Annotated in this window: 24 protein-coding genes and 1 riboswitch; of the genes, 2 read left to right on the top strand and 22 right to left on the bottom strand. The window is 42.0% G+C overall.

The window, feature by feature from the left end; translation table 11 throughout:
- Positions 1–51: 51 nt before the first annotated feature.
- The 7 genes from ACSBOP_RS12130 to ACSBOP_RS12160 form a co-directional block, all read right to left on the bottom strand.
- Positions 52–1,104, bottom strand: coding sequence for a HAMP domain-containing sensor histidine kinase (locus ACSBOP_RS12130; RefSeq protein ID WP_442600798.1), 1,053 nt, complete (start codon positions 1,102–1,104; stop codon positions 52–54).
- Positions 1,094–1,789, bottom strand: coding sequence for a response regulator transcription factor (locus tag ACSBOP_RS12135; protein WP_442600799.1), 696 nt, complete (start codon positions 1,787–1,789; stop codon positions 1,094–1,096). Before ACSBOP_RS12135 ends, ACSBOP_RS12130 begins: the two co-directional genes overlap by 11 nt.
- Positions 1,786–2,403, bottom strand: coding sequence for a DedA family protein (locus tag ACSBOP_RS12140; protein ID WP_442600800.1), 618 nt, complete (start codon positions 2,401–2,403; stop codon positions 1,786–1,788). The genes ACSBOP_RS12135 and ACSBOP_RS12140 overlap by 4 nt, the downstream gene beginning before the upstream one ends.
- Entirely contained in the window at positions 2,393–3,061 is a 669-nt protein-coding gene (locus ACSBOP_RS12145) for a phosphatase PAP2 family protein (RefSeq protein WP_442600801.1), read from the bottom strand. The genes ACSBOP_RS12140 and ACSBOP_RS12145 overlap by 11 nt, the downstream gene beginning before the upstream one ends.
- Positions 3,051–3,650, bottom strand: coding sequence for a class I SAM-dependent methyltransferase (locus tag ACSBOP_RS12150; RefSeq protein WP_442600802.1), 600 nt, complete (start codon positions 3,648–3,650; stop codon positions 3,051–3,053). Before ACSBOP_RS12150 ends, ACSBOP_RS12145 begins: the two co-directional genes overlap by 11 nt.
- Positions 3,651–3,792: 142 nt before the next feature.
- Positions 3,793–4,671: a radical SAM/SPASM domain-containing protein gene (locus ACSBOP_RS12155; protein WP_442600803.1), complete on the bottom strand. Its 879-nt coding sequence runs from the start codon at positions 4,669–4,671 to the stop codon at positions 3,793–3,795.
- An 83-nt stretch (positions 4,672–4,754) separates the two neighbouring features.
- Complete coding sequence (locus ACSBOP_RS12160; protein ID WP_442600804.1) at positions 4,755–5,699, bottom strand: DMT family transporter; 945 nt, start codon at positions 5,697–5,699, stop codon at positions 4,755–4,757.
- A 143-nt stretch (positions 5,700–5,842) separates the two neighbouring features.
- A riboswitch (FMN riboswitch) is annotated at positions 5,843–5,995 on the bottom strand.
- A 206-nt stretch (positions 5,996–6,201) separates the two neighbouring features.
- Between ACSBOP_RS12160 and ACSBOP_RS12165 the strand changes: the two genes are divergently transcribed.
- Positions 6,202–6,933 carry an MBL fold metallo-hydrolase gene (locus tag ACSBOP_RS12165; protein WP_442600805.1) on the top strand — a complete coding sequence of 244 codons (732 nt, stop codon included), beginning with the start codon at positions 6,202–6,204 and terminating at the stop codon, positions 6,931–6,933.
- A 57-nt stretch (positions 6,934–6,990) separates the two neighbouring features.
- Here the strand turns inward: ACSBOP_RS12165 and ACSBOP_RS12170 are convergent, their stop codons facing one another.
- The 3 genes from ACSBOP_RS12170 to ACSBOP_RS12180 are packed head-to-tail and all read right to left on the bottom strand — an operon-like array spanning position 6,991 to position 8,917.
- Complete coding sequence (locus ACSBOP_RS12170) at positions 6,991–7,779, bottom strand: ABC transporter permease (RefSeq protein ID WP_442600806.1); 789 nt, start codon at positions 7,777–7,779, stop codon at positions 6,991–6,993.
- On the bottom strand, positions 7,776–8,678 hold the full coding sequence (locus tag ACSBOP_RS12175; RefSeq protein ID WP_442604459.1) for an ATP-binding cassette domain-containing protein: 903 nt from the start codon (positions 8,676–8,678) through the stop codon (positions 7,776–7,778). Before ACSBOP_RS12175 ends, ACSBOP_RS12170 begins: the two co-directional genes overlap by 4 nt.
- On the bottom strand, positions 8,678–8,917 hold the full coding sequence (locus ACSBOP_RS12180) for a PLDc N-terminal domain-containing protein (protein ID WP_442600807.1): 240 nt from the start codon (positions 8,915–8,917) through the stop codon (positions 8,678–8,680). Before ACSBOP_RS12180 ends, ACSBOP_RS12175 begins: the two co-directional genes overlap by 1 nt.
- A 180-nt stretch (positions 8,918–9,097) precedes the next feature.
- Between ACSBOP_RS12180 and ACSBOP_RS12185 the strand changes: the two genes are divergently transcribed.
- A complete protein-coding gene (locus ACSBOP_RS12185; protein ID WP_442600808.1) occupies positions 9,098–9,643 on the top strand; it encodes a helix-turn-helix domain-containing protein in 546 nt (181 codons plus the stop codon).
- A gap of 95 nt (positions 9,644–9,738) precedes the next feature.
- Here the strand turns inward: ACSBOP_RS12185 and ACSBOP_RS12190 are convergent, their stop codons facing one another.
- From ACSBOP_RS12190 to ACSBOP_RS12245, 12 genes are all read right to left on the bottom strand, one after another.
- Entirely contained in the window at positions 9,739–11,706 is a 1,968-nt protein-coding gene (locus ACSBOP_RS12190; RefSeq protein ID WP_442600809.1) for an endonuclease MutS2, read from the bottom strand.
- Between the two features lie 385 nt (positions 11,707–12,091).
- On the bottom strand, positions 12,092–12,985 hold the full coding sequence (locus ACSBOP_RS12195) for a metallophosphoesterase (protein WP_442600810.1): 894 nt from the start codon (positions 12,983–12,985) through the stop codon (positions 12,092–12,094).
- 120 nt (positions 12,986–13,105) lie between these two features.
- The gene (locus ACSBOP_RS12200; protein ID WP_442600811.1) at positions 13,106–14,506 is read right to left on the bottom strand and encodes a sensor histidine kinase; all 1,401 of its coding nucleotides are present in this window, start codon (positions 14,504–14,506) and stop codon (positions 13,106–13,108) included.
- Positions 14,499–15,146, bottom strand: a complete 648-nt coding sequence (locus ACSBOP_RS12205; RefSeq protein WP_442600812.1) for a response regulator transcription factor — start codon at positions 15,144–15,146, stop codon at positions 14,499–14,501. The genes ACSBOP_RS12200 and ACSBOP_RS12205 overlap by 8 nt, the downstream gene beginning before the upstream one ends.
- 129 nt (positions 15,147–15,275) lie before the next feature.
- Positions 15,276–17,168 carry an ABC transporter permease gene (locus ACSBOP_RS12210; RefSeq protein WP_442600813.1) on the bottom strand — a complete coding sequence of 631 codons (1,893 nt, stop codon included), beginning with the start codon at positions 17,166–17,168 and terminating at the stop codon, positions 15,276–15,278.
- A 13-nt stretch (positions 17,169–17,181) separates the two neighbouring features.
- On the bottom strand, positions 17,182–17,946 hold the full coding sequence (locus tag ACSBOP_RS12215) for an ABC transporter ATP-binding protein (RefSeq protein ID WP_442600814.1): 765 nt from the start codon (positions 17,944–17,946) through the stop codon (positions 17,182–17,184).
- A 168-nt stretch (positions 17,947–18,114) separates the two neighbouring features.
- Positions 18,115–19,809: a M3 family oligoendopeptidase gene (locus ACSBOP_RS12220; RefSeq protein ID WP_442600815.1), complete on the bottom strand. Its 1,695-nt coding sequence runs from the start codon at positions 19,807–19,809 to the stop codon at positions 18,115–18,117.
- A gap of 131 nt (positions 19,810–19,940) precedes the next feature.
- The gene (locus ACSBOP_RS12225; RefSeq protein WP_442600816.1) at positions 19,941–21,389 is read right to left on the bottom strand and encodes a bifunctional 2-methylcitrate dehydratase/aconitate hydratase; all 1,449 of its coding nucleotides are present in this window, start codon (positions 21,387–21,389) and stop codon (positions 19,941–19,943) included.
- 43 nt (positions 21,390–21,432) lie between these two features.
- Complete coding sequence (gene prpC / locus ACSBOP_RS12230; RefSeq protein WP_442600817.1) at positions 21,433–22,557, bottom strand: bifunctional 2-methylcitrate synthase/citrate synthase; 1,125 nt, start codon at positions 22,555–22,557, stop codon at positions 21,433–21,435.
- On the bottom strand, positions 22,558–23,442 hold the full coding sequence (gene prpB / locus ACSBOP_RS12235; RefSeq protein ID WP_442600818.1) for a methylisocitrate lyase: 885 nt from the start codon (positions 23,440–23,442) through the stop codon (positions 22,558–22,560).
- Between the two features lie 15 nt (positions 23,443–23,457).
- Entirely contained in the window at positions 23,458–24,618 is a 1,161-nt protein-coding gene (locus ACSBOP_RS12240) for an acyl-CoA dehydrogenase family protein (RefSeq protein ID WP_442600819.1), read from the bottom strand.
- A gap of 44 nt (positions 24,619–24,662) precedes the next feature.
- Positions 24,663–25,511: a 3-hydroxybutyryl-CoA dehydrogenase gene (locus ACSBOP_RS12245; RefSeq protein WP_442600820.1), complete on the bottom strand. Its 849-nt coding sequence runs from the start codon at positions 25,509–25,511 to the stop codon at positions 24,663–24,665.
- Positions 25,512–25,525 lie beyond the last annotated feature (14 nt).

Genomic DNA, 25,525 nt, shown 5'->3' on the forward strand with positions numbered 1-25,525 from the left:
TGTTACAATACAGACAAAGAAGGCAATTGTCGATTTTCGATAATTGCCTTCTTATTTCCCAACATTGCCGAATTCCAGTCGCACTTGATAATGTCCGTTATTATGGAAAAGCTGAATCCGTCCACCGTGAAGCTCCACAATATTACGCGCAATTGTGAGGCCAAGTCCCGAACCCGAGGGCATATACGTATCTGAACGTACAGGCTCTAATCGATAAAACCTCTCGAACAGTCGCTCTTCTTGTTCCTTGGTAATCGGTTTTCCATTGTTCTCGATACTAAGTGTGACTCGACTCCCTTGCTTATAAAGCCCCACTCGAATATCACCGGGACTGTATGAAAATTTGAGCGCGTTCATGAAAAGATTATCGATTGCTCGAACCATTTTCTCCGTATCGATCCACAGCATAATAGGTTCAGAAGCCGTTACTTTACGTAGTGAAACACCTTGTTCCTTGGCAACCGGTTCAAATTCGGACATCATTTGTTCGAGTAGACTGTTCAGATCAATTTCTTGAAAAGACAATCGCACTTCACCATATGTCAAACGTGTGTATTCGAACAAGTCATCAATTAACGTCTTTAATTGTTGGGTCTTATGAATCGCACTTTCCAAGTAACGTTCCCGCTCAGATTCATCCTGAAATGTTTGGGAGTGCAGCAAATCTAAATATCCAATAATACTTGTAAGAGGAGTGCGAAGATCATGTGACACATAGGTGATCAGCTCCATCTTCGATTGTTCCAGCTCACGTTCTCGATTCATTTGTTCCTGAAGCTGATTAGCCATATGATTAATATTAGATGCTACAATGCCAAGCTCGTCATGTCTAAGTAAGGGTAGACGATAATCTAATTCTCCCTTAGCGATCTTCATCACCCCCTCAGCAACGATCGATAAATATCGTACTACATGCCGTGTAAGTGCAATATAGATCAATAAAAAGCAACCAATAAATACGCCAACATTCAAGGGGATAGATATTTGATTGGGAATAAAAATGCTGATGATAAACGTTAGCATAAAGCTACTCACAACCATCCACATCATCCGAATGCGGATTTTTTTCTTCCCGCTGATGAATTCCCAAACCTTATTTTTCAATCTTATACCCTACCCCCCACACGGTTTTAATGTAATGAGGCTCTCTAGGATTAATTTCAATCTTCTCTCGAATATTACGAATATGAACCATAATCGTATTCTCAGAGTAATAAGAGGAAGGGTCTTTCCACACTTTTCGATAAATTTTATCGATATTAAATACTTGCCCACGATGCGTAGCTAACAGTTCTAGAATAGAAAATTCGATAGGTGTCAGCGCGACTTCTTGACCTCGAACGGTTACTTTATGTTGGTCTATTGAAAGGGCTAGATCATCAATGCAAATTTCGGAGTTATCTGTGGTTGAATGAGAGGTAACGTAATTTTGCCGCCTAAGCTGTGCTTTAACTCTGGCTATTAATTCGAGTGGATTAAACGGTTTTGTCACATAATCGTCTGCACCTGTTGATAATCCTGTAATTTTATCTAAGTATTCCTGTTTGGCGGAGAGCATAATAATCGGCGTATTCGATTGTTCCCTTATTTTCAGACAAGCTTTAATTCCATCTAAATTCGGCATCATAATATCAAGGATGATCAAGTTTATTTTTTCATTCTGAAGAACTTGTAAGGTTTCAAGCCCATCAGCAGCTTCGAGTACCTGATAGCCTTCGTTACGCAAATAAATATGCAGAATATTCCGAATTTCTCGGTCATCATCGGCAACTAATATCGTATTATTCATCCATTACTCCCTCCCTGCTGGAATTTCTGTCGTTGATACCAGTAACGTACGACGAAGATAACCATAACCACAAGTGGTATCCATAACAATCTTATTCCGTAATTATATACCAGTTCACCCACTTCTTGAACATGATTCCCTACAAAACGTCCTACAATAAAATAAGCGAGTGTCCAAACAAATCCGGTCGTGTAAGAAAACAGCGCATAGCGCCGAAAACTCATTTTCTGCAAGCCAACCAAGTAAGGCATTAGATGTCTGATGATCGGAAAAAAATAGCTGATGCACAGTGCATAACTTCCATATTTTTCTCCCAATCTTTCAGCGAAGTAGATATACCGCCCCATTTTCTTTTTCCGTCGTAACTTCAGCAAGACTTTTGCACCCAAAAATCGACCCAGTCCATATCCAAGCGATAATCCAGAAATCACACCTAAGTAAGTGAGTAAGAAAGCAGGGACAACATGCAGTAGCCCACTACTTGTAAGCGCGCCCCCCGTCAACACGACGACCTCATCAGGAATTGGCATTCCTACAATACCAAGCCACAAGAACAGGAATAATGCCGCATAACCGAACTGCTCGATTCCAGATACGAGCGCGTCATAATTCAACCTTCGTCCCTCCTCTAACAGCCAGTTGCTTACGTAAAATTTGTTCATGCTTGGCAGGCATCCATTTACTTACCGCATAATACACGATTTCTACTAACAGAACCGCACCTACAATATCCGCCCACACGTGCTGTTTCACAAATAAGGTAGACAAGATAATCGACCAAGACATGATGTGAACGCTCACACGTATAATTCTTGATATTTGGGGACAGTTCGATAATCCTCTCAATATCACATAACTCGTCATAACATGAATACTAGGGAAACAATTGTAAGGGGCGTCAGTCTGATAAACAAAGTTAACGAGTGTTCCGAGTAGACCATGATCTATCGTAATCTGTGGTCGCGGAACTGTGGTTTGGAAGAAATAGTAGATGATGTAACATAGAATCAGACCCACACATAAAGACAACAGTGTGAGATAATAGGTGGTCTTATTCTTCAGAAAAAAGAGTACCAACATCCCGATGATAAACGGATACCAAAGTAAATATGGAATAATAAATGCAGGGATGAATGGAATGCTTTGATCAAATGCTGTCATCAGACTCCATACTTGAACCCCACCATGATTCAAAAATCCATAGCAAATATTCAAGATAGGAATGGCCAAGAGCCAAAGTAAAGGCAAATAGTTATGAAATTTACTCTTCATGATTCACTTCTCCTCTCCTCTTCCGACACACATATATAAAGGCAGGTGGTAAGTTCCATAGCACATAATGAATCATCTCGATTTCAAAATGCTTCATTAGTTGCTGCTGCATTTGTTTGGAATATTGGAAAGCAATAAACCAACCATCATCTCTTAACGAGCCAACAATCTGCTCAAGAATCTGATCGCGCATCACTTGTGGAAAGTTAAAGAATGGAAGTCCACTGAAAATACAATCCAGTTGATCAATCTGCTCCTTGTGCATCACTTTTATGAGTTCGCGACAATCCTCATAGCACCGAAAATCAGGGTATTGGCGTTCGAGTTCACTACGCATCTCTGCATCTTTTTCAAATAAGAGCACACTAATCTCTTCCCAAGTTGCCGTATGAATATACTTTGTAATCGCTCCTGTGCCTGCCCCAAGTTCAGCGATCCGCGTTACTTCATTCCATGGGACGCAATCCACCATTTTCTGCGCTAGATACTTGGAACTTGGTGTTACACTTCCGATTTGCGCGGGTGCAAGTATAAATTTCATTAGAAAAAGCCATTTCTGCTGCACCCTGGACATTGCATTTAATTTCATTACCTCCCCCTCCTCTTGCAATCAGTCTATTCCAACATTCTTTACATCAAGTGGGGTAAATTCTAAATGATTTCTGAAGAAGTCGATCTCTATCCAACACAAAAAAGAGGAACACGGGGTTCCTCTTTGAATCTTACTTATTCTACATATTAAATCTTTGACGATAACCGCACTTGCGGCACAATTCCTCAACAGCTTCTCTACGTGAGAATCCTTCAACGATGCGATTTGCGCGCTCACCTTCAATAATTTCAGCGAATGGCTTCTGATTAATATTCCCGAGATTAATGATCCCTTCACCATCTAGACAACAAGGGATTACCGTGCCATCCACGAGAATGCCAGCCTGATTCCGAAGACCGTGACAGAACCCTTTTCCATCATCCTCTTCTTCCTTAAGATCTGGCCATTTGAACTCATAATCTTGATTCAGGTATAACCGATCTGCGATCTTCACACCTTTACCAGGTTCGACTTTTTCTTCAATTTTGAAATCCAAGTTGTACTCTGACTCAATCATTGACAGGATCTCACGGTTACGTTCTCGTTCCTGATTGGTCGCATTATCTTGATCCAAATTCCACAAACGAAGTGAGAAGATAATGTTCGTTTTCTCTCTCGCTTCGCGGATAAAAGATAACACATTACCAATATAGCCTTCTTTATCCTCAGAGCCTTCATGCCCGTCAAAGCTATGCAGAGAAATATTCATTTGACGAAGTGCCGGCTTAGCCAAGAGCTTGTGTTTGTTCTTTTGCAGCAACGTACCGTTCGTCGTGATGTTGACTTTCAACCCTTTTTCATGGCTGATATCCAGCAATTCATCGATCTTGGGGTGCAGCAGCGGCTCCCCTTTAACATGTAAATATATAAAGTCCGTATGCGGCCTAACTTCATCTAATCTTTTCGTAAAAGCATCTATCTTAATAAAATTAGCTTGCCTTTGTGTCGGTGGACAGAAGGTGCAAGCAAGATTACATACACTCGTAATCTCAATGTAGAATTTCTTGAACTTTTTCATGCGTTGGACTCCATTCCTATCTGTGCTATATCTTTTATTGTACACAAATTAGGAATATTATCTACCCGCACAGCCATTCCGCTTTACTTCTGACGGGATAAGCTAACGATTGCACCCCAAATGAGCACGAAACCTACTAGCTGTGAAGTTGTAAGTGCCTGTTGGAACACAATCCAGTTCACAAGTACGCCCACCGCTGGAAAAGAAAGTTCTGCAAGCGTCGCATAAGACGCTTTGGTATTAGATAGGCCTTTGTAGTACAGCAACAAGCTAAGCAATCCCGGAAGGAACGCTTGCAGCAATAAACTACCGCTCACAGAAGCCCAGTCCCCTAAGTTTGTTGGCATTACCCAAGTACTAGGTTCTATCCAAGAAGTAACAAGCAACAGGGGCAATGCAGCAGCAAAACGTAATGCCGTAACGGATTCAAAGCTTACTTTATTAAGTAATACTCGCCCCATAACCGTTGAACCACCCCATAGTACAGCAGCTCCAATTGACAATAATCCGCTGACTCCAGCTACTTCAGCAAAGCTGCCGCCAGAACCTGACCATCCAAATGTGAGCAAATACGTACCACCAAGTGCAACGATTAGCAGCACAGGGAAACGTTTAGGCAAAGTTTCTTTGAGTACAAACCGAGCCATCACAATCGCAAATAATGGCTGTAATTTCTGAAGTAATAAGACAGTGTTCGGATTCCCATGCGCGAATGCTGAAGTGAACATAATTGTAGCAATCGCCGATCCACCCCATGAGATAAACAGGATCGCAAACACATGCCGCAATGCTAATTTACGAAGTTCAGCACGATGAATCCAAAGAACAGGTAGTGCATAAACCATGAGCAAGATATGCTCCAGCAATACAATTTGCGTCGATGTGAATGATTTTAGCAATAAAATTCGGAAAAGAGGATCCACACCCCACATTGCGGCTCCAAGTACGACGAGCCATACTCCATTCAACTTACGACTTGCGGCATGTTCAGCATGCACAGACTTCTGCTTACCCATGATTTCTTCCATATTCAACAACCTTTCTTGGTTTTTGAATTGGACACTTCGAAAGAAAGACACCCCGTCATCAAATTACGATAACGGGGCGCATTCAAACAAGCTAAGTACTAGTCGATGTGTTTTTGGACACAACAAATCTAGCACCTACTCGCTTTGACCTTCTCCCATCCGGACTATACCGTCGGCCTTGGAATGTACACCAAGTCAGTCATTATCTGAACTACTACCAAATAATGAGTCGCGGGCTGAGGTTCTCGGGAACCATCACCGCCGGTCAGGAATTTCACCCTGCCCCAAAGGTCCATATTCATTTAGCTAGCATTGTAGCATAGAATTTGAAATACCGACAAGGTACTTTTTCATTGCAAAGTAAATATAATATATCTATTGACTTTTTATTAAATATATGTTATGATTAAATATTTGTTGTAATTACCGATAAAACCCTCTATTATATCTAATAGGCCTCATCGATGAGCTAAGAAATAACATGATACTCGGAGGGATTTAGATGAAAATCGCGAATGGATTAGAAACACTCGAACTGGAAGCAAATGTAGCAGGTCAGCCTTCAATCATTCACCCCACATTGATCTGGGATCAAGAAACAATGATCCTTGTGGATACTGGATATCCTGGTCAAGCTCAACTATTCCAAGATACCATTTCGAAGGTGGGAGCTGATTTTCAAAAATTAAGCAAGATTATTCTCACGCATCAAGATATCGATCATATTGGAAGTTTAACTGCAATCCAAGAAGCATTAAATCAACCTGCAGAAGTGCTTGCGAATGAAATCGAGAAGCCCTACATACAAGGCGAAGAAACGATTATGAAGTTTGCATTAGCATTCAAACAATTAGATACTTGGCCAGAGGAACGTAAGCAAGGCTTCCTTCATATGTACAATAACTTACCAAAAGGCGATGTACATCGTACCATTTCGAATCAGGAAGAATTGCCTTACTGTGGCGGCATTGTGGTTATTAATACGCCCGGTCACACACCGGGTCATATAAGCCTTTATCACAAACCAAGCAAGACACTGATAGCTGGTGATGCCCTATTCGTTGAAAACGGCGAGCTAATTGGACCACCTCGAGCTTTTACATTGGATATGGAGGCTGCAATTAAATCAGTTCAAAAGCTCACAGAATATGACATCGAGACGGTGATTTGCTACCATGGTGGCGTATACCAAAATAACGTAAATGAGCGTATAGCTGAAATTGCTCAATCTTAATAAGAACAAAGGAAACAAAGCTCCACGTGCCAGTTCGGTTACGCGGAGCTTTTGTTATTACTCATGGGTAAATTTCTTTTTCGCGATCCAATGGTTCGTCACTATCATAGTTAACCCGATTAATAGTAGAATGACTAACACATTCCATGAGGCGCCAGCTGGGACTGCTCCGGTATTCAATACCCCCGCAGCATGCTTGCTTAAGCTAGCCGGACTTATAAGATCGATAACCGGATTCAGACCTACTGGCATCCTGAAGCCCAGCAGAGTTACAATGGATAATAATGCAATGATCCCCTGACTATTAAAAAGCGTACTCATCATCGTTATATAAGAGACCATAAACAGCACCCAAAGGAGATAGAACAGCAGCGCCAGCATCATGTCTGCCGTACGAACAGGTGTGAACAATAAATTGACATACACGTAAGAAGCAGCATAACCTAGTGCCACACTACAGGCGATGAATATGTAATTGGAGACGATTTTGCCACTCATATAAGATAGAACGTTTACGGGTCTGGTCAGTATAAAAGCTAACATACCGCTTGCTTTGTCAGTCTGTATAATACCCATTAATGAGATTGCAATAATCATAATCCCCAGCTGATCGAATTGAGACCCCAGCGTGCTGGCCAGCACTTCTCCACCCTTCTGAGCTGCCATGCTCGGATCAATCGTAATCCCCTGTACGCCGCCCATTGATTGCATGATCGACGGTAAGTAGTGACTGACAAGGGGCTGAGTGATGCCCAGAAATATAAACACAAGCGGCAGCCAAAGCACTTTATATTCACGTACCATTTGTACACATTCTTTTTTTATTAACACCATAAAATTATTCATTTCTCCACCACCAGCTGTAAAAAGATTTCTTCCAACGTTTCATTGTTGGTTTCGAACCTAATCAGATCAACTTGATGGTCCAGAGCACATTGCAGGATGCCATTCTTATTCGACTGTATATTTTCTACTTCTATTTTTACTCGATTGCCGGTTACGTCTACACCTTTTACATAGCTCAAATGCCTCACCACTTCAATCCATTCCTGCCTAATTGCCGTCACTTCCAAAGTGATTTGATTGCCGCTATTGCGACTTAACAAGTCTTCAGTTGTTGTGTCTTCAATTTTGCTGCCTTGCTTTATCATAATAAATCGTTCACATATCTCTTCCGCATCACCTAATATATGTGTTGATAATAGGATCGTCGTCTCCTTCTTGATCGCTTGTATCAGATTGAGCACTTCCCTTCGCCCAATTGGATCTAATGCCGAAACCGGCTCGTCCATGATGATCAAGGAAGGCTTGTGCAGCAAAGCCTGTGCAATCCCAAGTCTCTGCTTCATCCCGCCTGAAAAGCTTCCAACCTTGGCATTCTCTTCTCCGCTTAAGCCTACTTTGGCTAGCATATCCGGTATCATATTCGTTAACTGAGCTTTCGCCATTCCCGATAATTGACCCATAAATACAAGTGTTTCTTGCGCCGTCATCCAGTTAAAAAAGTTAGGGTATTGCGGCAAATAACCAATTTCCTTCTTCATTTTCGAAATCGGCTTGCCATCAAGCAGCACTTCCCCCTTACTTGGGTTCATAATATCTGAAATGATTTTGATCAATGTTGATTTACCCGCTCCATTCGGCCCGATCAATCCCACACATTCTCCAGCACGTATTTCCATGGAAAAATCGTTTACAGCCGTCTTATCTTTAAATGTCTTCGTAACATGCTTCACTTGTAACATCAATTTCGTTCACGATCCTTTCGACCTATGACGAAATACAGAACCGAGCCTATTGAATTGCCGATAATAATAATGAAACTCCACATCAGCACATTCTGTCTCGTCTTTCTGTACCTATATAAGTCAATCAGTGCAACGGTGATCAGGATAAACCCAATCGCAAGTATCGGTACAAGAATCGGCAGCAAAGCCTCCCAATTAATTTCACTTAATTCGTCCCATCCATAATGAAGCTTCATAGCAAAAAACTCCTTTTAATTTATTATCATAATTAATAATGTTATCATTATTGATAATAATAGTGTAAGCTTTTTATAATTGCAACTTTTTTTCTCCCTCCAAATAACTCGGTTTGATTTCATTATTACCTGTGATAATATTATTAAATATAATAAAGGAGAACGGATAAGGAGCAACCCATGGCCAATAAAGCTGAAATTTTAATGCACCCGGTTAGAATGAGAATTTGTCAGGCTCTAATACGAAACAAGGACGAAGGCCTTACGCCACTGGAAATGGTCAAAATCATTAAAGACATCCCTCAAGCAACCCTGTATAGACACATACAAGTTTTGCTGGATGCTGGAGTAATTCGTATTATTAAAGAGAAGAAAATAAGATCCGTTTCGCAGAAATACTACGTCTTAAATGAAGCTGAAATGAAGCTGAGCACAGAGGAATGGAAACAAGTATCTAACAAGAAGAAGCTGGATTATATTTCTTATTACCAACTATCGCTGTTAACCCAATACCAGAATTACTTGACTCAAATAGAGGAACAAAAACGCACAGAGGATCAAGCTACCTTTGCATTGGTAGAATTGAAGCTTGCTGATGAGCAGTTTATGAACTTTCAGAATGAATTGAACGACCTCATGCTCAAATACTACCAAACCTCAAATCAGAATCATGAACGAGGTACACCAGTTCGAACGATCGCTGTCACCATAATTCCAGAATCATAGGAAAGACAGAAGACTATATTCAAAGATCTGGCCCCTTTGTCAAGAACACTTGAAAAAGGGGCCAGATCAAACCATCTCGTTACGTGGAGCTATTATTACTTATCTGCTTTCTTTTCAATGGATAACCCTTTTACATGCTTACGATTCATAAGTTTTCGGATCTTCCGATCCTTCTTCGTCTCAAGCACGATGTCCAAATCATAATTATCCGGGTACAGATCTTTGCTAGCAATATGCAGTTTTAGTCGTTTTTTGTTCACCTTGAACTTCTGTTTCTGAATCATCACCCCAACGTTCCCCATTGCATCCTCAAGGGAACAGACAATACCTGCCCGACCTAAGTATGATACATACACACTATCGCCTATTTCGAACTTTTTGACAGGCATTTGATGATCTTCTTCTGCGAGCGTGCTCTTATTAGGAACCACAGGCAGCACTCTTTTCTGATCGTGCTGAGCAACCTCAGTTGTATGATGTTCATTTTTCAGGATATTTCGATCATCGCCTTCAGTTGAATCACTTCCATGAACTCCAATCCCTTTTGCAGCGATCTCACTCGAACGATTAATAATCGTCATAGGTAATCCTAGTTTCTTCGCGATCAAGAACGCGTAACTCTGACCCGCCTCCCCGATTTTCAATTTGTAAAGTGGCTCCAAAGTCTCTGTATTGAATTCCATCCGCGCATTTTCAAATCCCGGAGTCGCAGCCGCAAAGCTCTTGATTTCTGAAAAATGGGTTGTCGCAACCACAGTCGCTCTTCGCTTCTGCAATTCCTCCAGAATGGCGATCGACAGCCCTACACCTTCCCCAGGATCCGTTCCTGAAGCCATCTCATCAATGAGTACAAGCGTGGAATGGTCTGCGATCTTCAAAATCTCGATCACATTGCGAATATGTGCTGAAAAGGTACTTAACGCATGCTCGATACTCTGACCATCACCAATATCCACCGCTATATGACGAAATACTGCGAACTGACTTCCAGCCTGCACGGGCACAAGCAAACCAGACTGAACCATAATGGTTAAGATTCCTACCGTCTTGAGTGCGAGTGTCTTCCCACCTGTATTCGGCCCTGTAATGACTAAAGAATTGTATCGAGCACCAATCCCAAAATGCAATGGAACCATATGCCCACCCATAAGTGGGTGCTTCGCTTCACGCAGCTCCATTACACCTTCCTCATTTAGCTCCACATTGGAAGCGCCGAGCGAAAGTGCATATTTCGCCTTTGCGAATAGAAAGTCATATATCCCAACTGTATCTACATTCAAAAGAAATTCTCTTGCGGATTGCTCAACCACTAGAGTTAAGTCACTTAAGATCTTGGTCTCCTCAATTCCTTCTTCCGCTTTAAGCCCGCTTCGTTGATACTGCAAATCCGCCAATTCCGTAGGTTCTATATATACCGTTTGACCGCTTGCCGATTCATCAAGAACTGACCCTTTTACAAGCTTCCGATGTTCCTTCTTAATTGGCAGTACATATCGACCACCGCGTGTACTAACCATATTCTCCTGCATGATCGAACGATGCTTACTCAGCAAAGAATCAAGCTTCCCCTTGATTCGCTCCTCACATACATTGATCTTTTTACGAATACGCATGAGGTCCTTACTTGCGGAGTCAACAACCATCCCATTGCGGATACAAGCTTCAATAGCAGACACAACCGAGCGCAAATCATACATCGATGATGCATAAGCACTGACACTTGGCGCAACCGCCACTTTGGACGCCATATAGCCCATTAACTGATTGCAGCTTCGTAAAAATTGTACGATGTGCATGAACTCTTGCTCGCTAAATACATATCCCGTATGCATGAGATTCGTAATTTGCTCAATACCTTCCAGGGAAGGAATCGGTACACTTGCTCCTTTTTGCAGCAAAGCTTTTGCTTCTGCAGCTTCATCCAGCCTCATGCGAATGGCTTTAATCTGTGTCATAGGGGTCATTTCATTCACATGTTGTTTACCACGATAAGATACGGCATAACCTCGTACAACTTCTTTAATTTTTTCATAATCCAATCGATTTAGTGCCGTTTGATTCAACGTGAGCATCTCCCTTTTTTTGTAAAATAGAATAAAAAAAAGACGAAGAATGAACGTGTGTCATTCTCCGCCTTCACGGGACAGATCCACTACCTTGCAATGTCCGAAGTCCAAAATCGCATACACGAAAATAAGCTTCAAGACATCAAAAAAACCGTGCTAAAAAGCAGCACGGATGATATGCAAGGTAGGAAAATGCCTAGGCATAGTTTGATATCCGCTGTTCTTAACTAATCCTGAGGTGACCATTAGACACAACAAAATAAATGTTGCTTATTAAGCAACTTACATGCTGTATGACTGGAACCTCGTATGGAATTTATTAGTTAAGATAGCTCACCGACATCAAAATTTCCCCTTTTATTTAGGATAGATTAAATATAGCTTATTCTTTCATTAATGTAAACACCGATAATTCAGGCTTGCTTAACAACCTTAAGGGCGCTCTTGTCGTGCCGATTCCCCGATTCACATACAACTGGATAGGTCCATTATCCCCCTGAATCCAATATTGTCCTTCTATATATTTGCGAGCAAGTGGCACTGTGACAAGTGCTATGCCTCCAGGCAGCTTGACTTGTCCACCATGACTATGTCCGGATAGTTGTAGATCAACTGCATATGAGGTCAACTGATCTACCACATCAGGTTCATGGACAAGCAGCATATGAAATCCATCGGGCTTTAACTTACCCAGTGTTCCTTCGATATTTGGTTCCCCAAGCAAGAAGTCATCCAATCCTGAGATCGATATTTTTTCCTTAGAAGGAAGTGTAATCTCTTGCGTTTCATTTACAAGCACTGTAAATCCTGCATCTTTCATGATCTTCTCATAATGGCGATTTCCCCCGCCACCTCTATCGTGATTCCCATACACCGCATATTTACCGAGAGAGGACTTGATTTCACTCAATACCGTAGCTATTGTCTCACTTTTCCCAGAATAACCATGGAAATTATCCACGAGGTCTCCGGTAAACACGACAATATCGGGTTTTTCTTGATTGATTTGTTGAACTAATGTTTTTAATTGCGGGATCGAATAATAATCACCTAGATGAGTATCACTAAATTGAACAATCTTCTTATCATGAAACCCTTTTGGCAAGTGGGATGACTTAACCTCATGCCTTGTCACTGCAAGTAAGCCTGGCTCTACAAATCTAGCATAAGCAGAAGCTGCACAAAAGAAAATGATCCCGCATCCCAAAACGAGAAGGAACTTGATTCCCAAAGGACATTTGGATGAATCAGACTTCTTCACTCGATACCTGGCCATCCAAACAACATTAATCCAATCACACCAACACTAAATACGATTAACAACACACTAACTGCATGAATTCGCATATCCATCTGTCCTTTATTTGCAAGTTAGGATTATCATAACGCATGCATGTTACACCAATGTGACGAAATGGGTCTGTAAAGTAAAGTAAAAGGTAATTGTATCACCTGCAACTTCCACACCATATTGCGATTGATGCTTTTCTAGAATACTCCTTACAATTGACAATCCCAGCCCTGTGCCACTAAGTTTCTTATTGCGCGAACTTTCCATCACATAGAAGGGCTCCCAAATTCGATCCCATTGCATGACATCGCTCATATGCGCCTTTATTCCATTTTGAATCGTAAACTTAAGCATATCTGCTTTATTCTCTATAAGAATTCGAATGTCTGATTCACTCGTATATTTGATCGCATTCGTTATAAAATTGTTCAACACCATCTCGATCTTAGGCTCATTCGCTAGAACCCAAGGAACTTCCAAATTAGAGTCATCTGCGGTGAGGTTAAGTCCCTGCTGATTTAGGTTGACTCGATACTTCTCTAAGGTCCTACCTAGTAATTGTTGAAAATCAAACGCATGCATCACATATTGCTCGGTCTGCAGCTTCGATAACTCTAACAATTGATCCACCAGCATCGCCATATTTTCTGCTTGCTGCTCAATGACTCTCAAATAAGTCCCATCGTCCAACCCATCTCGAATACCTGACCCATATGCCTTAATTAATGATAGCGGCGTTTTGAGTTCATGTGAGATATCAGCAATAAACGTGCGCAAATTCTGGTTCTTCTCTTCAAGCTCTTGCTGTGCCTGCTCCAGCTTATCACTCATGCCATTAATACTGCGTGCCAGCGATTCTATCTCATCACCTGTTTCAATCTGCACCTTGTTAAATTTCAGATTTGCAATATCTTCGGCTGTTCGCTTCAGTTTAGCAAGTGGCCCCACAATTGTTCGAGTAAATAACCCAGATAGCACAACCATCATAATAAGCGCACCGATTGCAATATACAGATTAAATTGATTCACGATTTGAATCGTATCTGTCGAGTAAGAGATCGATTCACCTACTGCTACGATGAAGTTGTCTTTTTTCATAAGAGTAACAAGAAAGCTCGACTTCAGCTTTTCCTGATTGAATATTTTTTTAACAACTTGACCTTCTCTAAGACTTACTAAGCTTTCGTCTGTAATCCAAAATTTACTGAGTGTAATCGACTTGCGATTCAATTCCATCTTGATGACATAATTAATTTGTTCAATCGAATCCCAAAGTCCCGCCTTAACGATTGTCACACCATACCTATGTTCCATCTCGTCTGCTTGACTAATCAATCGCGCTGTATCCATTTGTTCCAACTGAGCTGTTAAGTGCGCGAGATTGTTCTTTTTTTCATATAAAAAATACTTTGGTAAGAAGAACGTATTCACAACAAAAGACAACACAAACACGATACATAACGCGAGTGACATCCGTGTAATCAGCTTTTTACTCAGCTTATTCATGCCCATCTACCAGACTATATCCCATCCCGCGATGTGTCTTAATGATATGCTCTCCTACCTTCTCACGAAGTCTACGAATATGAGTATCGACGGTCCGCTCATCCCCATAATAATCGAATCCCCAGACACGGTCTAAAAGTATCTTTCTGGATAAGATCTGCCCTTTATTCGTAATTAATTGCCGCAGCAGTTGGAATTCTTTTTGTGTGGCATGAAGATCTTGGCCATTCTTATGAATTTTTTGACCATCTAAGTCGACGACGAGATCATGAGCGACTAGCTTATTGTCCATCTGCAGCAGCTTCTTCACTCTTAGCATTAATATCCGTGTATCAAACGGCTTGCGTATATATTCATCCGCTCCTGCTTGCAAAGCCATATATTCATCTTCATGTTCACTCTTGGCGGTCAACAACAGAACTTTCGCGGTACCCTGTTCCTTCATCTCCTTACAAGCTTCAATCCCACTTACCTTCGGCATCATCCAATCGAGCACAGCGAGATCAATAGGATTCGAGTAAAATCGTTCAAGTGCCTCTTCGCCGTCCTGCGCGGTAACGACTTGAAAGCCCTCCTTTTCAAAATATGCCTTTAATATCTTAATCATATCAGGTTCATCATCTGCAATAAGTACTAACATCCGGCCGCACCTCCAATTGGTTTTAGTGAAAAGACTAGCATGTGCAAACCTGTAATTGCAAGGAGACATAAAAAAAAGGAGCAAGTGTATCTGCATACACTCGCTCCTAAAACTCGATTTTGCCTTGATTTACTTGCGTTCTTTAGGTAAGACAATCGCTTTGTATAACTGCACGGTCACGAGGTAATAAGCCAAGTAAATCACAAGGAATATAAGAATCGGAACCCAAATCTTGTAATATGGATCCATCAAAATCACGCCGAACATCTTCATCCCCATTATGACGTGAGCAACACCTATACATGCTGGCAATGTATAAAGAGCAAGGAGTTCTTTGTAGATCGATTTAGATAACAGCTGCTTGCGTACACCAATCTTACGAAGCATTTGATAGCGCTGAATATCGCGCGAAGCACCCGATAAAATTTTGAACATCAGACAGCTCGCCATCATCGCTAGGAATGCAATCCCAAGGAAAAAGCCCATGAACATCGTTCCGCTTGACATCATGTGTATGCTTTCATAAAAGGTATACTTTGTATTAAGATCCCTGTCTTTCTGTTTCCCATAGCTATCAGCTAACGCATTTTGTCGCTCATTGATTTGTTTAAGGTCTTTTTTATATGAAACAAAATCGTCAACATACGCTATATAGACCCTATGCTCATCCGCTTTCAACTTATCATAATTGTTCTGGTCGGCAATATAGACGGATCTACCACCAAACATTGGATAACTGGAATTCAATTCATCTGAGATCGTGCGTCTCCAGTTATTGCTAGGTTCTGTCACTTTGGAAGACGCATCCTTATCATTGTTGTGCTGCGTAATGTACATGGGCTCAGGCAGAGCGTCTGTCATCCGTTCAGGTTCTTTTTTGCCGCTGAACATCCCATTTCCTTTCGGATCATATTTACGTACAAGTGGCGGATGATCGACTAGATCATTTTTAAGATAATACACCTCTTTATCCGTCACCTTATACCGATATTCATTCTGCTCCTTAATCTGCATCTTCGCCAAAAGCTCTTTGTCTTGCCCACTTGGGTCATGAATAACGATATCAGAAACTAGTGTTTCATTGGCCATAATAGAAGCGTTGTTCTGAAAAGCAAGTCCACCTGCAATCGCGCCTACACCTAGAGCAATAAGCATCGCAATTGTTCCTAACAATTTGGATAACGAATTTGCACGGAATTGAAGCTGGGCAAACGTAAAGGCATTTAGTCCTTTCGCATTGCGTTTCTCATTACGCTTCAAACGATTTACCCAAACAGGTAAGAATGTCACGAAAAATAAATACGTACCAATCGTAGTCGCAAACGCTCCTATGATAAACCCAAATTGGAGGTATTCGGCAATATGCCATAGCGAATAGTAACCTGCTGCTAGGCAGCATATGGATAAAATAGCTAAAATAAAGGTCAGTACACCCTTCTTCAGAACGCGGTCTTTATTCTCATCTGCACGGATGAGGTCAAGGATCGTTGTCCGCGAAAGCTTAATCGCATTTACAACTCCCGTTAAGAAGAAGATCACAATAAAGAATACAACTGTCATCATTACTGCCGGCATTAAAAAGGCCTTGTAACCCGTTGCTGTGAAATCAATTTGTTCCATTAACATTTTTCCAACGACTTGAGCGAGTCCAGCACCTACAAAAATCCCGATGATTAAGGCTGCAATCCCAACCAACATGGTCTCAACAAACATTAATTGAGTAATTTTTCGTTTTTTCGCACCTAACATCATATACATGCCGTATTCTTTACGTCTTAATGACAGTAAGAACGAATTCGCGTAAAAAATATAAAAGAACGTAATAATTGCCAGCAATACCGATCCCACATTAAATATCATCATGATCGATCGGATCAGTGAGTTTGCTTTGACAAACTCTTCATTCATCGCAAGGGTCTGAAACATATAAAAGATTGAAATCGAGATTACAAGACCAATAAGGAGAACGATGTAATCCTTCATCATTTTTCGCATACTGGAAAGCGAAACTTTCAGTAACATTTATTCCGCCTCCTTATTCCATATCCTGAGATGCGCCAAGTTCAGCAAGAATATCTAGAATTTGCTTATAAAATTGTTGGCGGCTGTCTGTACGGTGAATTTCAGTAAATAACTGCCCATCTCGAATAAATAAAATACGCTTGCAATAGCTCGCACTGTACGCATCATGTGTAACCATCAGAATGGAGACATCTTGCTTTTCATTGAGTTCCTGCATCGCTTCTAACATGCTCTTGGCATTCTTGGAATCGAGTGCGCCCGTTGGTTCATCGGCGAGAATAATCGCTGGTTCGTGTACGAGAGCGCGAGCTGCGGCAGCACGCTGTTTTTGACCACCAGATACTTGGCTTGGATATTTTTCAATGATGGCTTCAATGTCTAATGTCTTCGCTACTTTCAAAACTTTTGCGCGAATCTGCTTAGCCGATTGTCCTTGTAAGGATAGCGGAAGCGCAATATTTTCATAAACTGATAAATTCTCAAGTAAGTTAAAATCTTGAAAAATAAATCCAAGTGTCTTTGCGCGGAAATCCGCTAATTGCGTTGCATTCATTTTTGTAATATTTTTACCCGCTACCTCTACAATTCCATCTGTTGCACGGTCTAACGTTGAAATCACGTTAAGTAAAGTTGTCTTACCCGAACCGGATGGTCCCATAATTCCTACAAATTCTCCATCAGCTATATCAAAAGATATTCCATTTAATGCGCGGGATAGGCTATCACCTTTTTTCCCATATACTTTCTGTATGTTATTCACTTCTACTACGTTTCTCATATGATCCTCCTTAAACTTCCTACGCTTATGTTCATATCCCAAATCTTACTCCCATACACGAATTGTTCCTATCGATGTTAGTGATGCTTAAATGACAATTCTGTAAGTTAAATAAAAAACACTACCCCATAATGGAGTAGTGCCTTATAAATCAATATTAGAATCCTCTTACAGTTTCGTATCATCCACGCTGTTCAGCCACTCTTCAATCGTACCAATGACGGAAGCTACACAACCGTCTTGGAATGGAGAAATCAAGTTTGCTTGCTCAACGAGCTTCGTGAAGGACTTGCTGCCGCCAGCCTTACACAATTCTACGTAATCAGCCCAAGCTTTTTCTTTGTTGTCATGCATGCCTTTCCAGAATTGGAACGCACAAATTTGAGCAAGCGTGTAATCGATATAGTAGAACGGTGAATTATAAATGTGCTGTTGTTGTACCCAGAATCCACCACGCTCTAGATAATCATTTTCTTCATAATTTAGGTGTGGTAAATATTTTCTTTCGATTTCGCGCCATGCCGACTTACGCTCAGCAGGGGTTGCCGTTGGGTTCTCATAAATGAAATGTTGGAATTCATCCACAGATACGCCATAAGGAATGAAATTCAAGCTTTCACCTAAGTGATTGAACTTATATTTCTCTGTGTCTTCTTTAAAGAATAATTCCATCCAAGGCCATGCGAAAAATTCCATACTCATGGAATGAATCTCACATGCTTCAGATGTTGGCCAGTGATATTCCGGAATTTCAAATCCACGGCTGGAGTAAACTTGGAACGCATGACCCGCTTCGTGTGTAAGCACATCAATATCGCCAGCTGTACCATTGAAATTCGAGAAAATGTAAGGTGCGCCATATTCGCTAAAGTACGTGCAATAGCCGCCACTTTGCTTGCCTTTTTTACTAACCAGATCCATGAGCTCATCATTAATCATTTTTTGGAAAAATTCATCTGTTTCTTTAGATAGCTCTGCATACATCTTCGAACCACTATCTACGATATAATCAGGGTCGCCTTTAGGCGTAGCATTACCCGAAATAAAGCTGAATTTATCATCGTAGTAAGAAAGTTTATCGACACCAATACGTTTAGCTTGGCGTTTTTTTAACTTAGAGGATGCAGGTACGATATACTCCAATACTTGATTTCTAAAGTTAGCAACCATCTCTGAATTGTAGTCCGTGCGGCTCATGCGCGCATAACCAACTTCAACGAAGTTTTCAAAGCCAAGTTTGATTGCAATTCCATGTCTGACCTTCACTAATTGATCGAAAATATCATCCAATTTGGCTTCATTTTCTACGAAGAAGCTGTAACGTGCTTCACTTGCACTGCGACGCATGTCACGGTCTGTAGATAACATAAACGGCTGTAACTGTGAAAGTGTGCGCTCTTCACCTTCGAAAGGAATTTTAGCTGAAGCAATCAACTTTTGGTATTCAGATGACAGCTTATTTTCCAATTGTAGATCTTCAATAATTTCTGGTTTGAACGTTTTGATCGTCAGTTCAGCCAATTGGAACAATTGAATGCCCCATTTCGCTTCAAGCTCTGGTCTGAACTTGGAATCAATTAAAGCCTTGTAATACTCGGCTTGATATTTTTGCAAGATCGGAGTTGTCTCATCCCAGAAATCTTGCTCCGCCTTATAAAATTCATCATTTGTATCAATGGAGTGACGTACGTACACAATGTTAAATAACGTTTCGATTTCACTGCGTTGTTTATTAAAGGCTTTCATGGCCTCATCTTGAGCTTCAAATGTCTCAGCTGAATGGAATGCAGCCAGCAGCTCTGTAAAGCGGCTTTCTAACTGTGCTACATCAGGTCTTTCATAAGGGAATTGACTGAATTTCACTTGAGAATCATCCTTTCTAAATTAAGAACTAAAAATGTACTACCCTTTTTACTTCCATATGAGCGTGCAAAACCCCTCTTTATCCACGTCATTTTTATTGAAATTTCTGTAAAATCAGTCTCAAGGCTTAGCTAAATTGCAAACATATTCACGAACTCTGGTACGCTCATTCTTATAAACGAATCTTGATCCTTGCATCGGTTGAAAATCGAAGTAGCCTGCTTATGCGGGTATCGTGTCGCGAGATTCGCCATGAATTTATTTTCCAGCAGCGGAATGCCTTCTTCTCTTCTACGACGATGTCCGATCGGATATTCGACTTCTATGTTTTCGGTACAAGTTCCGTCTTTGAAAAATACTTGAATTGCATTTGAAATGGAGCGTTTATGAGGATCTAAATAATCCTGGGAGTAGGTTACGTTCTCTTGTGTTCTCATTTTTTCTCGAAGTACATCTATTCTAGAATCTGTTGCAAAAGAATCTTCATAGTGATCCGCTGTTAGCTCGCCAAAGATTAACCCAATGGCAACCATATACTGAAGACAATGGTCTCGATCAGCGGGATTGTAAAGCGGTCCTGTTTTATCAATAATTCGCAAAGCGGATTCATGGGTTGTGAGAACAATAGAATCAATCTCATTTAGGCGGTGTTTAACATGAGGGTGTAAGAGAAAGGCGCACTCCACCGCTGTCTGAGCGTGAAATTCAGCAGGGAAGGATATTTTGAACAGAACATTTTCCATCACATAAGAGGAGTAAGGACGGTTTAATTTAAATGCATGACCCTTGAATAAGACATCATAGAACCCCCATGTCTTAGCAGATAATGCAGTTTCATAACCCATCTCACCCTTCATCGTCATGAGCGCAAGTCGAACTGCGCGACTCGTTGCATCCCCTGCAGCCCACGATTTACGTGAACCCGTATTCGGAGCATGACGGTAAGTACGCAGCGATTGACCGTCAATCCAAGCCTGAGAAACCGCATTTATAATGTCTTGCTGGGAACCTCCGAGCAGTTGGGTGATGACGGCCGTTGAGGCTACTTTTACCAAGACGACATGATCGAGTCCAACCCGATTGAAACTGTTCTCTAAGGCGAGAATACCTTGAATCTCATGGGCTTTGATTATTGCCGTGAGTACATCATGCATAAGAAGGGGGGGGCTTCCTTCGGAAATTCGAGTGCGACTGATGTAGTCAGCTATAGCAAGAATGCCGCCAATATTATCTGAAGGGTGTCCCCACTCCGCAGCAAGCCACGTATCGTTATAATCTAGCCAGCGGATCATGCATCCAATATTGAATGCTGCTTGAATCGGATCTAATTGAAATAGAGTTCCCGGTACTCTCGCGCCATGCGGAACTACCGTACCAGGTACAATAGGACCGAGCAGCTTCGCGCATTCTGGATAGCGTAACGCAAGCAATCCGCAACCCAGTGCATCTAGTAAACATAAGCGTGCAATGTTGTACGCTTCTTCACTTTCAATTGAATAATCTGCCGTGTAAGCTGCGATATCTCGCAGTACTGGATCCGGTTCACCTCGTGATTGTTGCGTAAATTCATGGGATGACATGGACTCACTCCCCTTTTTGCAATCGGAAGGTAACTGATTTACTTTATTGACGCTCAGCCATTGGCAACCATGGCATCGGCTCATTACCTACATATTCTGCACTTGGTCGAATTAGTTTATTGTTAGCCCGTTGTTCCATGATGTGCGCTGACCACCCGCTTGTGCGAGAAATCACGAAGATCGGTGTGAACATCGCGGTTGGAATGCCCAATAGGTGGTATGCTGAAGCGCTATAGAAATCGAGATTGGGAAATAGCTTTTTTTCTCGCCACATGAGGGTCTCGATTCGCTCAGATATGTGGTAAAGCTTCATATCGCCCGCTTCCTCCGATAACTTGCGTGACCACGCCTTGATAATGTCTGATCGTGGGTCAGATATCGAATACACACGATGACCAAAGCCCATAACAAGTTGCTTACTAGCTAGCATGGACAAGAGACCATCTTCCGCTTCATCTGGATCTTGGAAACGTGCAATAAGCTCCATTGCTGCTTCATTCGCACCCCCATGAAGAGGACCGCGTAAAGTTCCAATCCCAGTCGTAATAGCTGAGTATATATCAGACATCGTAGAGGCTGTTGTGCGAGCAGCGAAGGTGGATGCGTTAAATTCATGTTCCGCATAAAGAGTTAAGGAAACATCCATTACTCGCTCATGCAGCTCACTTGCCTGATGACCATGCAGCAACTCTAAAAAATGTCCTGCTATACTATCCGCACTGGATTTCAACTCAATCCGTGTTCCCGAGTTTGTGTAATGATACCAATAGAGCAACATTGATCCGAAAGAAGCCATCAATCGATCCGCAATATCTGTCTGTGTATGGATCTCATTCTCCGGTTCCAATGCACCGAGCGCTGAGCAACCTGTCCGCAGAACGTCCATCGGGTGCGTCGTTGAGGGAAGTCGCTCCAAAATATTTTTCAAGTCAGAAGGTAAATCCCTTAATCCTTGTAATTTCAATTTGTACTGTTCGAGTTCACTTGCATTTGGCAATTGACCGTAAATGAGCAAGTACGCTGTTTCCTCGAAGGTCGCATATTCAGCTAGATCAAAGATCGAATACCCGCGATAATTCAGTCCTTTACCTTCTTTTCCTACCGTAGCAATTGACGTTTGACCAGCTGTAATACCTGCTAAACCACCTTGTTTACTGTTTGCAACCATTTACGAGTCCCCCTTCACTTTGGCAAAGAGCTCATCCAGTTTTTTCTCATAATCGTAATAATTAAGCACATCGTACAATTCGGAGCGCGTCTGCATCATATCCGTTATGTTACGCTGCGTTCCTTCGCTTCGTAGGGTTTGGTACACCCTATTGGCAGCAGCATTCATCGCACGGAACGCGGACAATGGATACAATGCCAATCCGACCTGAGCCTGTTTCAATTCATCGATTGTAAAAAGAGGGGTTTGACCAAATTCCGTCATGTTCGCTAATACAGGGACTTTTACGGCTTCTGCAAATTGGAGATACTGCTGCAAGTCTTGAACAGCCTCTGGGAATATCATGTCTGCCCCAGCTTCAACACAAGCAACAGCGCGATCAATTGCTGCATCAAGACCTTCGGATGCAAGCGCATCTGTACGTGCCATAATGACAAAGTTCGGATCGACTCTAGCATCAACCGCCGACTGAATGCGAGCGACCATCTCCTCTTTGCTCACGATTCCTTTGTTCGGACGGTGTCCGCATCGCTTTTCCATCACCTGATCCTCGATATGTACACCAGCAGCTCCAGCACGTATCATCTCTCGAATCGTCCGTCCAATATTGTAAGTACCGCCAAAACCGGTATCCACATCTACGAGTAGCGGAAGATCCACAGCTGCCGTAATTCGGCGAACATCATCTAGAATATCGCTAAGTGTCGTCATGCCAAGATCAGGCATTCCGAAGGATGCATTAGCAACTCCGGCACCTGACAAATATATGGCTCGAAAACCTACCCGCTTTGCCATCATGGCGGTGTAGGCATTAATGGTTCCTGCGACTTGGAGTGGACTCTCTTGTTCAAGTGCTTGTCGCAAACATAATCCCGCAGATTTCATTGTTCTCACTCCTTCCTATTCCGAATGAATCTGAGCTTCCATCAAAATATGTTTTGCAATAACGATTCGCTGAATTTGATTCGTCCCTTCGTAAATCTGAGTTACTTTCGCATCACGCATAAAGCGCTCAACAGGGTAGTCCTTGGAGTATCCGTCATTACCCATAAGTTGAACAGCATCTCGTGTAATCACGTTTGCGGTGTCTGTCGCGAACATTTTGGCCATCGAAGCTTCCTTGGCGCATGGCAGTCCCCGATCCCGTAAAATCGCTGCCCGATAGATCAGCAACTTTGCCGCTTCGATTCGCGATGCCATGTCCGCTAGTTTGTTTTTGGCAATAAGAGATTCAGACTCATTTTGACTCGTAACTAGGTGCTGCTTTGTGTAAGAAAGTGCTTGATCATAAGCTGCTCGAGCAATGCCTAATCCTTGTGCGGCAATACTAATTCGTCCACTGTCTAGATGGCGTAATGCAATGTGAAATCCTTCACCCTCAGGTCCAAGAAGTTGAGACACCGGTATTCGCACCTGATCGAACGTAAGTGTTGTCGTTGCTGAGCCGTTCATCCCCATCTTTTTTTCTTTTTTTCCTATGATAAATCCAGGGGTTTCCTTCTCAACAATAAACGCAGAAATAGGATGCGTACCCGTATTTGTTTCCGTAACTGCAAATGTTATGTAAACATTTGCTTCTCCGCCGTTGGTAATGAACATTTTCGAGCCATTGAGGACATAATGGTCACCTTGCTTGCTCGCCCTCGTCGTAATCCGAGAAGCATCTGAACCGGCATGCGGCTCTGTAAGTGCGAATGCGCCAATCATCTGACCTTTTGCTAATTGGGGCAGGTACTTCTCTTTCTGAGATTGGCTGCCATAGTTCACAATGGGCATGGTGCCGACAGAGGTATGCACAGCCAGAATGACGCCAAGCGATGCACTTGCGTAGGAAATCTCTTCGATGGTGAGAATGTAGGAAAGGAAATCAGCACCAGATCCTCCCCATATTTTGGGAATAGGCAGACCAAGCAGCCCTTGCTCACTCATTTTGGCGACAATCTCACGAGGAAATTGGTCACTTGTATCAATCTGCTTGGCATACGGGATGATCTCGGTTTTCGCAAACGCACGTACCTGATCTCTATGGGATTGTTGATCAGATGTCAGAACAAAGTCCACAGGTTGCCCCTCCCCATAAATATGTTTCAACTAAGCCATTTAGGTCAGTAATTATAAAAACCACGTCCTGTTTTTTTTCCAAGCCATCCTGCCTTCACATATTTGCGTAACAACGGACATGGTCTATATTTCGTATCTCCCAATCCTTCATGAAGCACTTCCATAATGGACAAGCATGTATCAAGACCAATAAAATCAGCCAAGGTGAGCGGCCCCATCGGATGATTCATCCCAAGCTTCATGACTTCGTCAATTGCTTCGGGTTTAGCAATGCCTTCATACACACAATAAATCGCCTCGTTAATCATGGGCATTAGAATTCGATTCGAAACAAAGCCTGGAAAGTCATTCACTTCAACCGGAACTTTATTCATGTGTTTAGCAAATCTTGAGATTATGTTCGTCGTCTCATCCGAGGTGGCAAGTCCCCGAATCACTTCAACAAGCTTCATGACAGGCACAGGGTTCATAAAATGCATCCCGATAACGAGCTCCGGTCTTGTTGTTACAGCCGCAATTTCCGTGATTGGAAGCGAAGAAGTATTCGTTGCCAAAATAGCCTGCTGAGGGGCAAGCGCGTCTAATTGTCGAAAAAGTTCACATTTGACATCCCTATTTTCCACGACAGCCTCTATGGCCAACTGAATATCTTTGGCATCTGCCAAATCAATCGATGGTTTTATACGAGCAAGAACAGCTTGTTTCTCAGCTTCGGATTTACGACCCTTCTCTACATCACGAGATAAATTCTTTTGAATTGTGTTTAGCCCACGCTGTACAAACTGATCATGCTGATCATATAAAATAACCTGTATACCCGTTTCTGCAGCAACTTGTGCAATGCCACTGCCCATCTGCCCTGCTCCAAGCACCATTATTGTCCGTATATTCACGCACAACCACCTCC

Origin of the sequence: Paenibacillus sp. KN14-4R, assembly GCF_052180255.1 — a bacterium.
In the GTDB taxonomy this organism is placed as follows: domain Bacteria; phylum Bacillota; class Bacilli; order Paenibacillales; family NBRC-103111; genus Paenibacillus_AM.